Origin of the sequence: Streptomyces lusitanus (genome assembly GCF_042647945.1) — a bacterium.
Classification (GTDB): Bacteria; Actinomycetota; Actinomycetes; order Streptomycetales; family Streptomycetaceae; genus Streptomyces; species Streptomyces pseudogriseolus.
This window is the reverse complement of the sequence record NZ_JBHRWL010000007.1, coordinates 616159-629037: the sequence shown is the minus strand read 5'-3', so window position 1 is coordinate 629037 and position 12879 is coordinate 616159. Positions and strand designations below refer to the sequence as shown.

The 12879-nt window shown below is 73.6% G+C and carries 14 protein-coding genes; 6 read left to right on the top strand and 8 right to left on the bottom strand.

The features are described from left to right. Position 1: 1 nt before the first annotated feature. Together ACFOSY_RS14670 and ACFOSY_RS14665 are read right to left on the bottom strand one after the other, a co-directional pair. Entirely contained in the window at positions 2–997 is a 996-nt protein-coding gene (locus ACFOSY_RS14670) for a carbohydrate ABC transporter permease (protein WP_394307231.1), read from the bottom strand. An 89-nt stretch (positions 998–1086) separates the two neighbouring features. Beyond that, a complete protein-coding gene (locus ACFOSY_RS14665; protein ID WP_394307230.1) occupies positions 1087–2394 on the bottom strand; it encodes an ABC transporter substrate-binding protein in 1308 nt (435 codons plus the stop codon). Positions 2395–2691: 297 nt separating this feature from the next. On the opposite strand from ACFOSY_RS14665, the gene ACFOSY_RS14660 reads away from it, so the two are divergent. Together ACFOSY_RS14660 and ACFOSY_RS14655 are read left to right on the top strand one after the other, a co-directional pair. Then, positions 2692–3705, top strand: a complete 1014-nt coding sequence (locus tag ACFOSY_RS14660) for a LacI family DNA-binding transcriptional regulator (RefSeq protein WP_394307229.1) — start codon at positions 2692–2694, stop codon at positions 3703–3705. An 8-nt stretch (positions 3706–3713) separates the two neighbouring features. After that, positions 3714–4142: a glutaredoxin domain-containing protein gene (locus ACFOSY_RS14655; protein ID WP_394307228.1), complete on the top strand. Its 429-nt coding sequence runs from the start codon at positions 3714–3716 to the stop codon at positions 4140–4142. An 88-nt stretch (positions 4143–4230) separates the two neighbouring features. On the opposite strand, the gene ACFOSY_RS14650 is transcribed toward ACFOSY_RS14655, so the two are convergent. Both ACFOSY_RS14650 and ACFOSY_RS14645 read right to left on the bottom strand, forming a co-directional pair. Next, positions 4231–4644, bottom strand: a complete 414-nt coding sequence (locus tag ACFOSY_RS14650; RefSeq protein WP_394307227.1) for a cytidine deaminase family protein — start codon at positions 4642–4644, stop codon at positions 4231–4233. A 39-nt stretch (positions 4645–4683) separates the two neighbouring features. Then, positions 4684–5058: a GyrI-like domain-containing protein gene (locus ACFOSY_RS14645; RefSeq protein ID WP_394307226.1), complete on the bottom strand. Its 375-nt coding sequence runs from the start codon at positions 5056–5058 to the stop codon at positions 4684–4686. Between the two features lie 542 nt (positions 5059–5600). Between ACFOSY_RS14645 and ACFOSY_RS14640 the strand changes: the two genes are divergently transcribed. Next, positions 5601–6317 carry a DUF4328 domain-containing protein gene (locus ACFOSY_RS14640; RefSeq protein ID WP_394307225.1) on the top strand — a complete coding sequence of 239 codons (717 nt, stop codon included), beginning with the start codon at positions 5601–5603 and terminating at the stop codon, positions 6315–6317. Positions 6318–6319: 2 nt separating this feature from the next. Here the strand turns inward: ACFOSY_RS14640 and ACFOSY_RS14635 are convergent, their stop codons facing one another. The 4 genes from ACFOSY_RS14635 to ACFOSY_RS14620 all read right to left on the bottom strand — a co-directional run bounded on the left by ACFOSY_RS14635 (position 6320) and on the right by ACFOSY_RS14620 (position 8628). After that, the gene (locus tag ACFOSY_RS14635) at positions 6320–6700 is read right to left on the bottom strand and encodes a transglycosylase family protein (protein ID WP_394307224.1); all 381 of its coding nucleotides are present in this window, start codon (positions 6698–6700) and stop codon (positions 6320–6322) included. Between the two features lie 158 nt (positions 6701–6858). Beyond that, entirely contained in the window at positions 6859–7308 is a 450-nt protein-coding gene (locus tag ACFOSY_RS14630; RefSeq protein WP_394307223.1) for an SRPBCC family protein, read from the bottom strand. An 87-nt stretch (positions 7309–7395) separates the two neighbouring features. Continuing rightward, the gene (locus tag ACFOSY_RS14625) at positions 7396–7749 is read right to left on the bottom strand and encodes a DUF1330 domain-containing protein (RefSeq protein WP_394307222.1); all 354 of its coding nucleotides are present in this window, start codon (positions 7747–7749) and stop codon (positions 7396–7398) included. 279 nt (positions 7750–8028) lie between these two features. Further along, entirely contained in the window at positions 8029–8628 is a 600-nt protein-coding gene (locus tag ACFOSY_RS14620; protein ID WP_394307221.1) for a hypothetical protein, read from the bottom strand. Between ACFOSY_RS14620 and ACFOSY_RS14615 the strand changes: the two genes are divergently transcribed. From ACFOSY_RS14615 to ACFOSY_RS14605, 3 genes are all read left to right on the top strand, one after another. Next, entirely contained in the window at positions 8615–9034 is a 420-nt protein-coding gene (locus ACFOSY_RS14615) for a hypothetical protein (protein ID WP_394307220.1), read from the top strand. The two genes, ACFOSY_RS14620 and ACFOSY_RS14615, sit on opposite strands and share 14 nt — an antisense overlap. Positions 9035–9097: 63 nt before the next feature. Further along, positions 9098–11221 carry a DUF4139 domain-containing protein gene (locus ACFOSY_RS14610; RefSeq protein ID WP_394307219.1) on the top strand — a complete coding sequence of 708 codons (2124 nt, stop codon included), beginning with the start codon at positions 9098–9100 and terminating at the stop codon, positions 11219–11221. Between the two features lie 7 nt (positions 11222–11228). Further along, positions 11229–12803, top strand: coding sequence for a mucoidy inhibitor MuiA family protein (locus ACFOSY_RS14605; protein ID WP_394307218.1), 1575 nt, complete (start codon positions 11229–11231; stop codon positions 12801–12803). The last annotated feature ends 76 nt before the right edge of the window (positions 12804–12879 follow it).

The window sequence follows — 12879 nt, the reverse complement described above, 5'->3', positions numbered from 1 at the left end:
GTCAGGACGTACGGGAGCGCAGGCGCTTGACGAGCCGCTGCACCAGGAAGGCGAGGACCAGCACCATGAACATCGCCCAGGCGACGGTCGCCGAGCGGCCCATCTGGTAGTTCTTCCAGCCCTCCTCGTACAGCAGCAGGCCCAGCGTCTGGTACTGGTTGTCCGCGCCGCCGGTGACGCCGTTGGGGCCCTGGCCGAAGATCAGCGGTTCGCCGAACAGCTGGGTGGCGCCGATGGTGGAGAGCACGATGGTGAAGACGATGGTGGAGCGGATGCCGGGCACGGTGACGTGCGTGAACTGCTGCCAGCGGGAGGCGCCGTCCAGTGAGGCGGCCTCGTAGCGTTCGGCGGGGATGGCCTGCATGGCGGCCAGGTAGAGCAGGGCGTTGTAGCCGGTCCAGCGCCAGATGACGATGGTGGAGATCGCCACCTGGGCGGGCCACTTGTCGGCCTCCCAGTTCACCGGGTCGATGCCGACCGTGCCGAGCGCCCAGTTGATCATGCCGAAGTCACGCTCGAAGATCATGGTGAAGACGAGCGCGGCCGCGCCGACGGACGTGGCGTACGGCACCAGGGACGCGACGCGGAAGAACAGCGAGGCGCGCATGCGGTAGTTGAGCAGGTGCGCCATGCCGAGGGCCATCAGCAGCTGCGGCACCGTGGAGATGACGCCGATGGTGATGGTGTTCTGGAGGGCGTTCCAGAACCGCGAATCGCCCCACAGGTCGACGTAGTTGTCGAACGCCACCCACTCCATGACGTCGAGCGTGGCCAGTTCCACGTCGTGCAGGGAGATCCACGAGGTGTAGACGAGCGGGTAGAAGCTGAACGCGGCGAAGACGACGAAGAACGGGGCGACGAACGCGTACGGGGCGCCCTTGACGTCGAGGCGGTGCAGCCAGGCACCGCGCCGCCGTGCGGTCTCCTTGCCGTCCCCGGCGCGGGACGGGCCCGGCGGCTCCTCGCCGGCCAGGGCCTTGGTGGTGGAGGTGGCCACCGGACTTCCTTCCTGAGTGCGGATGGGGAGCCGTCCCGGGCCCGCGTGCCCGAAGGCGGGCGGGCCCGGGACGGCCGTCGGAGCTGCGGTCAGCGGACCGCCTTCTGGATGCGCTCCACGGTGGTGTCCCACGCCTCCTCACGCGGCGTCCCCTGCTCGACCAGGGCCAGGCCCTGGGAGAAGGTGTCCTTGATGGTGCCGTCCTTGCGGCCGAGGACCTGCTTGTCGGGGATCTCCTGCGCCGCGGCGCCGAAGATCTGGCCGAGCGGCGCGCCGCTGAAGTAGTCGTTCTTCACGGCCTTCACGGCCGGGTCCTCGAGGGCCTTCTGCGAGGACGGGATGTTGCCGAGGTCCTTGAAGATGCGGGCCTGCTGCTCGGGCGCGGTCAGCCACGCGACGAGCTTCTGCGCCTCCTCCTTCACCGGGCTGTCCTCGATCACGCCGAGGAAGGAACCGCCCCAGTTGGCGCCCTTCGGGGCGCGGGCGACGTCCCACTTGCCCTTGTTGACCTCGCCGGCCTTCTCGCTGATGTGGCTCAGCATCCAGGCCGGGCAGACCGCGGTCGCGAACGTGCCGTTGGACAGGCCGGGGTCCCAGCCGGGCTGGAACTGGCGCAGCTTGGCGGTCAGGTCCTCGTCGGCGGCGTCCGACGACAGCTCCCAGGCCTCCTTGACGGCCGGGTTCGTGTCGTAGATCAGGTCGCCCTTCTCGTTGTAGTACTGCTCGGGGTAGCCGTAGACCATGGCGTTGAACAGGCCGCTGGCCGAGTCGGTGTAGGCGACGTCGCCGCCCTTGAAGTTCTTCTTGAAGGTGCGGCCGACCTCGACGTACTTCTTCCAGTCGCCTTCCCACAGCTTGCCGACCTCTTCGCGGTCGGTGGGCAGGCCGGCCTGCTCGAAGTAGTCCTTGCGGTAACAGACGGCCATCGGGCCGATGTCGGTGCCGAGGCCCAGCACCTTGCCGTCCTCGGTGGTGATCTGGGACTGCTTCCAGGGCAGGAAGTGGTCGGTGCCCGCCATGCCCGCGAAGTCGGCGAACTTGTCCGCCCGGGTCTCGGTGATCTCCTTGGCGCGGCCGATCTCGATGCCCTGGATGTCCTTCAGGCCCTTGCCCGCGGCGAGCTTGGTCTGGAGGGCGGTGTAGTAGGTCTGCTCGTCACCGGCGATCTCCGCCTTGATCGTGACGCCGGGGTTCTGCTTCTCGTACTCCTCCAGCAGGCCGGTCTCCTTGATGCCCATGACGCCGAAGAGGCCCATGGTGATGGTGACCTTGTCGCCATCCTTGCTGCCACCGGTGACCGAGTCGCTGTCGCCGCTGCAACCGACGACGAGCGACAGCGCGCCGACGGCCGCGGCTGTCGCCACCGCCTTCCTGCGCAACGAACCGAGAGTGCCCATGGATCTCCTCCTACGACGGCGCTGACACACCGGGGTGACAAGTTCTGCGATGACCGCAGCGGCTCTTGATCGAAGTGGGAACGTGCCCAATTCGGGGTGGGCACGTTCCCACCGCCCCACGAAGACTTGTAGCAGCGGCGCAATCTGTCAATAACTTGAAAGCAACTATTGCGTGCGCGCCGTCGCTTCCGTTCGCCTTCCGCACCCCGGGGGTGCTCCGCGGTCAGCGGTGTCTGCAAGAATTGCCGCAGGTCACCTCCGCGGCAGACGCCGCCGCGGCCGCTGAGGGGGGAGTGCATGACGGGCAACCGCCGTCCCACGATCAAGACCGTCGCCGCCCGCGCCGGCGTGGGGCGCACCACGGTCTCCCGCGTCGTCAACGGCTCCGACCTGGTCAGCGCCGACGCGCGGGCCCGGGTCCTGGCGGCGATCAAAGAACTGAACTACGTTCCCAACTCGGTCGCCCGCGGCCTGGTCACCAACCGCACCAACGCCGTGGCCCTGGTCATCCCGGAGTCGGAGAGCCGGCTCGGCTCGGAGCCGTTCTTCGCCGCGCTGATCCGCGGCGTGAGCGGCGCGCTCGCCGAGAGCGGCACGCAGCTCCAGCTGATGCTGGTGCGCGACCAGGCCGAACGCGACCAGCTCACCGAGTCGGTGGCCACCCGCCGGGTGGACGGCGTGCTGCTGGTCTCCGTCCACTCCGAGGACCGGCTGCCCGGCACCCTCGAGGAGATGGGCCTGCCCGTCGTGCTCGCCGGCCGCCGCGACGCGGGCGAGCAGCTGAGCTACGTCAACTCCGACAACGCCGGGGGCGCCGCCGAGGCCGTACGGCATCTGCTGGGCCGCGGGCGGCGGCGGATCGCGACGATCACCGGCCCGCAGGACATGGACGTCGGCCGCGCCCGCCTCGCGGGGTGGCACACCGCGCATCAGGAAGCGGGCGTTCCGGCGGACGGGTCACTGATCGAGGCGGGCGACTTCACCGAGGACAGCGGCGGCCGCGCCATGCGTTTGCTTCTTGAACGCGCGCCGGACCTGGACGCCGTCTTCGCCGCGTCGGACCTCATGGCGGTGGGCGCGCTGGCCGAATTGCGCCGCCGGAAGCGCCGTGTGCCGGACGACGTCGCCGTGGTCGGTTTCGAGGACTCGGTGCTCGCCCGGCACACCAACCCGCCGCTGACGACGGTGCGCCAGCCGGTGGAGGAGCTGGGCCGCACGATGGCCCGCATCCTCACCGACATCACCTTGAACGACGGCCCCCGGCAGCAGATCACCCTGCCCACGGAGCTGGTCGTCCGCGAATCGTCCTAGGAGGCTCGATGCTGCGGGGCTGGCTGCTGCCGGGGCTCTTCACGACCGCCGGGCTGCTCGGTGCGGCCGGGCTGTTCGCCGACGGGAGCACCGTCGGGGCGGTGCTGGTGCTGCCGGCGTTCGTGGCGTTCGCGGTGGTGAACTCGTCGCTGGTGTTCCCGCCCTCCCTCGGCGCGGAGGAGGCCCGGCGCCGCAGCGCGACGGACGGGCGTCCGGTGGTCTACTGGCGGCCGGGATGCCGGTACTGCCGGCGGCTGCGTTTCACGCTGGGCCGGGACGCGCGCCGGGCGCACTGGGTCGACATCTGGCGCGACCCGGCCGCCGCGGCGGCGGTGCGGGCGGTCGCGGACGGGAACGAGACCGTGCCGACGGTCGTCCTGGCGGACGGGCGGGCGCAGGTCAATCCCGATCCGGAGTGGGTGCGGGGACGGCTCTGAGGGGTTGGGGCGTTGGGCCGTCGTAGTCCTGCTCTTCGGTGACGGCACCGACGTTCCGGAGGTGTAGCTCCGTGGCATCCGGCCAGGACTACGACGGCGTGTCGAGTTGGTGGTCGGCCCAGACGTAGGTGTGCGGCAGGAGGTCGCTGACGGGGACGGCGCGGAGGCCGTCGGGCGTCGCGACGATGACCTCGAGTGCGGGGAAGTAGTCGAGGAGCACCTGGCGGCAGCGGCCGCACGGGGGGGGGACGACTCCGCGGTCGCGGTCGCCCACGGCGACGATGGTCTCCAGCTCGTAGGCGCCCTGGGCGGCGGCCGTGCCGACGACGACCAGTTCGGCGCACGGGCCGCCGGTGAAGTGGTAGGCGTTCACCCCGGTGACGATCCGGCCGTCCGCGGCACGGGCCGCCGCGGCCATGGTGTGCTGGTCGCCCCGGCAGCGGGTACGGGCGACCTCGGTCGCGGCGTCCACGAGTTCCTGGTCGACGTCGTGCGTGTGCATGGTTGTGGCGTGCCTCCGGGCGTGGGGCCGATACGTGGGTCAAGTGTGGTCGGGGACCGTCAGCCAGGCGACCAGGGTGCGCCAGCGCTCCGGTTGGCCGGTGTCGCGCGGCCCGACCAGGTACACCTCCTCGACGAGGTTCTGCGCGCGCCGACCGTGGCGGGCTGCGAAGGAGCCCACGGCGCCGTAGGTGAGGTCGAGGTCGTCGTGCGGGCCGGAGTGGGTGGCGACGGCGGCCGTCCGGCTCGGCAGGTCCGACTCGCGCACGACGGCCGGGGCTCCTGGAGGGAGAGGGGTCTCTGCGGGGAGGTAGACGGTGGCGTGGCCGTGGCCCTCGGTGAACAGCTCGTGCGCGTAGCGCCTGCCCGGCGGGGGCACCGGGCGGTGTCCGGCTGCGGCGTCGAGGTCACGCATCGCCGCGTCGTACCCGTCCAGGCCGGCGCCTTCGGTCGAGGGAAACCGCCAAGACCCGCTGCGGCGGAAGGACTTCGAGCGTCACCGTCCGTTCGGCCCCCGGGTCGAGGAGTTCGCGGAGTGCTTCGACCGCCCGCTGGGTGCGGCCGAGGCGGTCCTCGAGCCGGCGCAGATGGGCAGGCCACGACCTGCCGGGCCGTGTCCCCGTCGGCGTCCCCGTCGGCCGCCCCGCCGCGTTCGGCGGCCTGCGCGTCCAGGAAGCGGCGCAGGTCCGCGAGGGGGAGGTCGAGGTCGCGGAACCGCCGGACGGTCAGGGCGGGCCGCACCTGGTCGGGCGCGCACCGGCGGCAGTCCCGCCGCCTCGCTGTCTCGCGCCGTCACGGCGAAAGTCCTGGGCACGCCGTAACGCCGATGGGGTAGGGTCCGGAAGCCGATCACTCGTTTGTGATCATCTCGCGGCGTTTCTGGGGAGAGCACGCCGCACATCCACCACATGTCTCAGGGGGGTCCTCATGGCTTATCCGCCCATGCCCGGTCGACCGATGCCCGGTCCCGTACCCGTGCTGCGCTCACCGCTGGGTCTCGCGCACGCCGTCACCGCGCTGCTGGCCGTCGTGATCGCCGCCGACGTGCTGAGCCTGGGAGCGGCGGCGTACATGCGGTCGGTGATGGGGGACGTGGTGTCCGCCGGCCCGAGCGGCATCGACATGGACGCGGTCGACCGGGCGGACATGGCGATCGCCTCGTCCAGCGGGCTGTACCTGCTCGGCCTGGTCGGGACGGCGACGGTGTTCATCATCTGGTTCCACCGGGTGCGTCACAACGCGGAGGTGTTCGCGCCGGACGTGCAGCGCCGCACGCCCGGCTGGGCGATCGGCGCCTGGTTCATCCCGTTCGCCAACCTGTGGATCCCGCGCGGCATCGCCCAGGACGTCCTGCGGGCCAGCCAGCCGGACCCCTACGCGGCCGAGCTGCGGCACCAGCGGCTGCTCAACTCCTGGTGGGGCGTGTGGATCGCGTCGAACATCTTCGACCGGCTCGCCGCGCGACGGTACGACGCGGCCGAGGACCCGCAGGCGGTCCAGGACGCCGCGGGATGGCTGATGACGGGGTCGGTCCTCGACATCGTCGCCGCGGTGCTGGCCCTGCTGTTCGTCCGCAGGCTGACGGCGGATCAGAACGCCAAGGCGATGGCGGGGAACCCGTTCCCGCCCGAGCCGCAGTATCCGGCGGCGGGCGGGCCGGTCCCGGGCGCGTAGACCTAACGACCGGCGTAGGCGCACGTCCACGCGGACATGCCCTGGATCCGGGCAAGGCGCTTGGCCACCGCGATCTGTTCCTTGCGGGTGGCGAGGTCGGCGCGTGGCGCGTACTCGAGCCCGCCGGCCGCGACCCAGCTCGACTGTGAGAACTGGAGCCCGCCGTAGTGGCCGTTGCCCGTGTTGGCCTTCCAGTTGCCGCCCGACTCGCACCGGGCGATGGCGTCCCAGTCGGTTCCGGGGCGGGCCGAGGGTGAGGCGGCCGCCTCGGTCGTGGTCGCGCCGAGAGCGGTCGCGGCGGCCAGGACCAGCACAGCGGTCCGCACGCGCACTCCGGAGGCACGACGCTCGGTGACCTCAGGGGCCGTATGTCTCGATGTCATAGGCCCACTGTTAAGCCACCGGAGGCCGTGACGGCATCCCGGCCGCCGCGTCGCTACGCCGGCCGGGGGACGCGGTGTCCGCCGCACGGTGAGCGCGGCGCATGGTCCGGCCCTCTCCTTCCACCCGTGCCGGCTGCGGCGCGCGCCCGGTGTCACGGTCAGGCCGAGGTCTCGACGGCCTCCTTGATACGGCGGCCGAAGGCGGGGGCGTCCTTGCGGGCCGCGCCCGCCGCGAGCGGGAGCAGCACCTTGCCGACGCCGTGCCCTTCGAGCACGTTGAACAGGCGCACCCTGGTGCCGCCGTCGGGTGTGGGTTCGAGGTCGTACCCGCCCTCCTCGGCGGTGATGGAGTTGTGCGACACCTCGTGCCAGCGCATCCGGGTGGGTGCGGTCAACTCGTAGATCTCGAAGTCCCGTCGGGAGCGCATCCCGGCGTCCTTCACCGTGCTGTGGAACACCGTGCCCACATGGGTGTCGCCGTCGGGGCTCTTCTCCATCTTCAGGACGCGAGGGCTGAACTCGGGGTCGTTCCGTCCGTCGGCGAGGTAGGCGAAGACGTCCTCGATGGGCCGGTCGACGTCCACGACGACCTCGAACTGAGTACTCATGGCTTCTCTCCCGGATAATCCGGGGACGACACCCCGGGCGGAGGGGACATATCCACCGTAACCGGACGTCTCCGGGCTGCCCAGCGGTCAGCCGGCGGGGGCGTCGAGTTCCTTGCGCAGGGCCGCCGCCGTGACGGCGGGGTCGTAGCCGTCGGGGACGCCGTCGATCAGGACGATGTCGCCCTCCATGTGCCGGGTGCGCAGCGGCACGATCTCCCGGTAGGCGGGCGAGTCCCACCATTCCCGTGCCTCGGTGATCCCGGGAAAGGCGATCATCACCACGTGTCCGGGCCAGGCGCCCTCCAGCACCTCGTGACGCGTGGCGTGCACCAGGAAGCGGCCGCCGAACGGTTCCAGCGTGGCGGGGATGCGCTCCATGTACTCCGCGATGTCGGGGTGCGGTGCGGCCGGGCGCAGGTGGGCGATGGCGTACGCGGTCATGGTGTCCTCCACGGTTCGTCGGTCCGCCGGTCCGTCGGTTCGTCGGTTCGTCGGTCCGTCGGTTTCTCGTACGCGGTGATCGTGGCACCGGGCCGGGGGCGGGGTCGATGACCTCGGAGGTAAGGGAACGGAGTACCTCGCCCGACGTGGGGGGGCGGGACCGCCGGTCGGCGGTGTCCGTCACCCGTACGAGCGCACCGGACGGAGGGGCGGCACGGCAGCCGGACCATGCGACAGGCGGCTCGGCGGGGCGCATAGGACAGTGGTGACCATGAATCGTCACCGTCGCCCGCCCCGGCGCGCCCCGTGGATCGCCGGCGGCGCCGCCGTGCTGGTCCTGGGCGGCGTCGGCGTGTGGGTGTGGGTGGCGCAGGACGACGGCACCCCGAGCCCCAGGCCGTCCGCCTCCAACGACCTGACCCTCCCGACGCTCGGCCCGCTGCCGACGCCGACCTCCACGACCTCGCCGCCGTCCACTGCCGAGCCGACCCCCTCGGGCGGGACAGGGGCGCCCGTTCCGACGGCGTCCCGTCCCGGCGGGGCGGCCCGGCCCAGCGGCGGGGCGGCCCGGCCGAGCGGCGGCCCGGCGACGCGGCCGTCACCTCCCGGGCCGGGGCGTACCCAGCCGCCGGGCGTGCCGGACCAGGGCACCGGAACGGGACCGGCCGTGCCGGACGGCGGGGCGAGCACCGGGCCGGAGCCTCCGCGGGTGGCGGGGACGTCCGGGGTCGCACCGCCCAGCCGGGGGCCGGGGCTCGTACCTCCGCCGCCCGCCTCGACGGCCGGGGCGGGCAGGGGTACACCGGAGGCGCCCAGCGGGTCGGCGCGGTCCGCGGCACCCGAGGCCCCGCACCGGTCCTCACCGATGGCGCCTTCCACAGGCCCGGGAGCACCCCGGACCACGGCGACGACACCCGGACCGGGCATCCCTCCCCCGCCGGGCACCGGCACACGTACCCCCACGGCCCGCCCGTCGGCCTCCCCCGCGCCCGTCCCGCCGACTGCCGCGGCCTCCGCCACCGCCACCGCCAAGCGCACCCCCACCAAGCCCAAGCCACCGTCGAAGCCCTCGCTCACCCCGGAACCGACCGGCGGCGGCCCCACCACCACCTGGTACACCTCCTCCGCCGCCACGGACGCCGCCCGCCGCATGTCCGCCGCCGGCACCGTCGGCGACCGGGCCTGCACCCTGGCCGCCGTGGGCCGGCCCGACCCCGCCCTGGTGCCGCACGAGAGCCGGATCGGCATCGGGCATCACGGCAGGTACTGGTGCCTCGTCTGGTGATCCGCGGCGGGCGGTGACCGCGTAGGCTGCCCTCGGCACGAACACGGCTGCGCGGGGGAGCACATGACGGCTGGGACGGCACCGAGGTGGGACTCGGCACTCGAATCGGTGACGGTGTACGCGCAGGGCGCGCTGTGCCGCCGTGTCGCCCGGGGCACGGTCCCGGCGGACGGACAGGTACGGGTGCCCGGACTGCCGCGCTCGCTCGACCCTCACTCGCTGCGTGCCCGCGTCCTCGGCGCGCCGGGTGTGCGGGTCACCGAGGCGCGGGCGGAGGTCGACGCGGAGCCGGTGGACGCGGACGCCGTCGACGAGGCGCGGCGCGAGGTGGACCGGCTGACGGAGGCGTACGGCGTCGCCGCGGGCCGGCGGGACCGGCAGCTGAAGCGGATCGAGGAGATCGGCGCGCTGCGTCCGGTGCCGCCCGGCCGTAAGCGGGACGACCCGCACCGCCGCACCCCGGTGGATGCCTGGCTGGAGCTGGCCGACTTCGTCGACGAACGCCTGACCGTGCTGCACGATGGGCTCCGCGAACTGGAGGACGAACTCGGGCGCCTGGAGCACGAGATGGAGGTGGCGCAGGACCGGCTGGCCCGCGTGAGCACCGACGCCCCGGCGTCCCCGGTCGCCTCCTCGTACACGGCGGTGCTGACCGTGCGCGGCGCGGCCGGGACGGAGGCGGAGGTCGAGGTCGAGGTCGAATACGGGGTGCCCGGCGCGGTCTGGGTGCCGACGTACCGTCTCACCCACCGTCAGGGCGAGGACGCCGGACGGCTGGTGCTGCGCGCCTCGGTCGCCCAGCGGTCCGGTGAGGACTGGACGGGCGTGCGGATCGCATTCGCCACGGCCGATCTGCGCCGCCGTACGGATCTGCCCCGGCTGCGGTCGGTCCGTATCGGCCGCAGCCAGCCCGCGCCTGCCCCGTCCGGCTGGCGGGAGCCTCCGGCGGGGCTGACCGACTTGTTCGCCGGGTACGACGCGGCGGGCCCTCGGCCGGAGCCCGCCCCTCACCTGGTGGCAGGCGGGTGGGTCGCGGGCGGTGCCTTCGAGGACACCGAGGTCACGGTCGGCTCCGCACACGGCGCCCCGCCCACTCCCCCTCCCCCGCCGGCGCCCTCCGCGCCGCCCGCTCCCGGCGCCGCGTACGGTGCGCCGCCTCAGGGGTTCGGTCCGGCCGCGCCGGGTTCCGCGCCTTCCCCGGAGCGGGCGCGGCGGGCGCGTCCCGGTTCCGGCCCCCGCCCGGCAGCCGCACCCCGTGCGGGCGTACCCCGTGCGGGCGCACCGGCCTTCGCCGCGGCTCCGGAGTCCGCGGGTGCGGCCCCGTCCGCGCCGCCTCCGCCCGTCCCGGGTCCTCCCCGGCCGGACGACGCCGAACTCGACTACGCGTCGCTCGTGTTGAGCGGTCCGGACGAGCCGCGGGACCGCCGGGGCCGGCTCTTCCCCGGCGGGGGCTTCGACCCGGTGACCGCCGAGTACCGCCGGCGCGCCGAGAAGCCCGCCGCGCTGCCGCTGCCGGGTCATGCCGTGCGGCCCCGCGAGTCGGCGGGCTCGTTCGACCACCGTTACGACGCCGCGGCGCCCGCCGACATCCCCTCGGACGGCACCTGGCACACCGTCACCGTCGGCGAGATCGCGGTCGGCCTGCGAACCGAGTACGTGTGCGTTCCGGCGGTGGAGCAGACGGTGTACGCGACGCTGGTGCTGTCCAACGCGACGGACCAGGCGCTGCTGGCCGGCCCGGTCGAGGTGAGCGTCGACGGCGAGTACCAGCTGACCGCCGCGCTGCCCACCCTCGCGCCGGGCGGTGTGCGCCGCCTCGGACTGGGTCCCGCGGAGGCCGTCGGCGTCACCCGGCGGACGCACCTCACCGAGTCGACGGCCGGGCTGCGCAACAACGTCACCGTGCTCGACCACCGCGTCCACGTGGAGCTGGCCAACCGGCTCCCGTCGGCGGTCCGCGTGGAGGTGCGCGAGCGCGTGCCGGTCACCTCGGAGGCGGACGTACGGATCGAGGAACGGGCCGGCTGGTCCGAGCCCGAGGACACCGCGGCCCGGGAGCGCCATGCGCCCGGCACCCGGATCTGGCGGGTCGACCTGCCGGCCGGCGGCACCGTCGCCCTCGACGGCGGCTACGAGATCAGGATCCCGGCCGGCAAGGCCCTGACCGGCGGCAACCGCAGGAGCTGACACAGCCATGTCTACGTCACCGCCGGCGGAGCCCACCGCCCCGCTCCCCCTCCCCGTCACCGCCGTGACCTGCACCGAGGACCGCGCGCACGTCGAGCGCACCGCGACGCTGCGACTGCGGCCCGGGACGCAGCGGATGCGGCTCGGTCCGGTCGGTGCGACGGCCGTCGACCGGACCCTGCACGCCGAGCTGACCGCCGGTTTCCCGGCGCACGTGCTCGACGTGCGGATCGTGCGCGCGTGGACGCCGCGCGGGCCCGGGCCCGCCGACGACGACTCGCCGCTGCGTCGCCGCGTGGCCTCCCTGGAGGAGGAGCGGCTGGTGCTGGACCAGCGCCGGGACCGGCTGAGGGCGCGCGGGGACGCGCTGGGCCGGCTGGCCGCCGATCTGCTGCGGGAGATCGGTGAGGGCGCCGGGTTCGGCGAGGCCGAACGGGACCGGTGGACCCGGGAGCTGGACCGGGTGGACGAGGAGCGCGAGCGGCAGGCCGAGCGACTGCGCGAGGTGGAGGGGCGGTTGACGGCCCTGTCCGACGAGCTGCGCGAGGCCGAACGGGCTCTGGCCGAGGCGGAGACGGAGCCCGCCGAACTGGTGGGACAGGTCGAGCTGACCGTGGAGGCGTCCGGCGAGGGGCCGGCGGAGCTGCGGCTGAGCCATCTCACGCCGTGTGCGCTGTGGCGGCCGGCGTACCGGGCCACGCTGGACGGGGACGCGCTCACGCTGGAGACGGAGGCGATGGTCTGGCAGCGCACGGGCGAGGACTGGTCGGGCGTACGGCTGACGCTGTCCACGGCACGGTCCGCTGCGGCCTCGGAGCCGCCGGTGCTCGGCGAGGACCGGCTGACGCTGCGGGACCGCTCCTCCGAGGAGCGCCGCACCGTGCACGTCGATCTGCGGGAGGAGGAGATCGCGGACCTGGGTCCCGCTCCCGTGCCGGGGCTGCCGGGCGTGGACGACGGCGGCGAGGTCCGCGTCCTGCACGCGCCCGACCCGGTGTCCGTACCGTCCGACGGGCGCGCCCACCGGGTGCCGGTGTCGTCCTTCACCACGGCCGCGCGCAGCGAGTACGCCTGCGCGCCGGAGCTGTCGCCGCTGGTCACGCAGGTCGTCCGGTGCGACAACCGGTCGGGGCACGCGCTGCTGGCCGGGCCGGTGGACCTGATCCGCGGCAGCGGGTTCGTCGGGCGCGGCACGCTGGAGTTCACCGCCCCGGGGGCTGTGACGGAGCTGGCCTTCGGCAGCCGGGACGACCACCGGGTGGTACGGGAGACGGAGGAGACCCGGGACACCACGGGCCTGACCCAGCGGACGGTGCTCACCCGGACCGTCCGGATGCATCTGTCGCGGTTCTCCGCGCCGGACGAGCGGGACGAGCGGGTGGTCGTCGTCCGGGAGCGCGTTCCGGTGTCGGAGGTCTCGGCGGTGGAGGTGCGTCTGCGGGAGGAGGCGTGCTCGCCCGCGCCGGACTCGGTGGACGCGGACGGCATCGTCCGCTGGGACGTGAAGCTCCCGCCGGGCGGCCACCGCACGCTCACCCTGGTGCACGAGGTGTCGGCGAGCAGCAAGGTCACCGGCCTCTGACCGGACGCCCGATACGTCACACCCCCTGGCCCGCACGGTGAAGACACCGTGCGGGCCTTCACATGAGCTTGACGAA

Coding starts and splice junctions, on each gene's coding strand:
- ACFOSY_RS14640 (WP_394307225.1), top strand. CDS start 5,601: ATGCCCGGTCCCGTACCCGTGCTGCGCTCACCGCTGGGTCTCGCGCAC.
- ACFOSY_RS14665 (WP_394307230.1), bottom strand. CDS start 2,394: ATGGGCACTCTCGGTTCGTTGCGCAGGAAGGCGGTGGCGACAGCCGCG.
- ACFOSY_RS14635 (WP_394307224.1), bottom strand. CDS start 6,700: ATGACATCGAGACATACGGCCCCTGAGGTCACCGAGCGTCGTGCCTCC.
- ACFOSY_RS14605 (WP_394307218.1), top strand. CDS start 11,229: ATGTCTACGTCACCGCCGGCGGAGCCCACCGCCCCGCTCCCCCTCCCC.
- ACFOSY_RS14660 (WP_394307229.1), top strand. CDS start 2,692: ATGACGGGCAACCGCCGTCCCACGATCAAGACCGTCGCCGCCCGCGCC.
- ACFOSY_RS14630 (WP_394307223.1), bottom strand. CDS start 7,308: ATGAGTACTCAGTTCGAGGTCGTCGTGGACGTCGACCGGCCCATCGAG.
- ACFOSY_RS14645 (WP_394307226.1), bottom strand. CDS start 5,058: ATGCGTGACCTCGACGCCGCAGCCGGACACCGCCCGGTGCCCCCGCCG.
- ACFOSY_RS14655 (WP_394307228.1), top strand. CDS start 3,714: ATGCTGCGGGGCTGGCTGCTGCCGGGGCTCTTCACGACCGCCGGGCTG.
- ACFOSY_RS14625 (WP_394307222.1), bottom strand. CDS start 7,749: ATGACCGCGTACGCCATCGCCCACCTGCGCCCGGCCGCACCGCACCCC.
- ACFOSY_RS14610 (WP_394307219.1), top strand. CDS start 9,098: ATGACGGCTGGGACGGCACCGAGGTGGGACTCGGCACTCGAATCGGTG.
- ACFOSY_RS14650 (WP_394307227.1), bottom strand. CDS start 4,644: ATGCACACGCACGACGTCGACCAGGAACTCGTGGACGCCGCGACCGAG.
- ACFOSY_RS14615 (WP_394307220.1), top strand. CDS start 8,615: ATGGCGCCTTCCACAGGCCCGGGAGCACCCCGGACCACGGCGACGACA.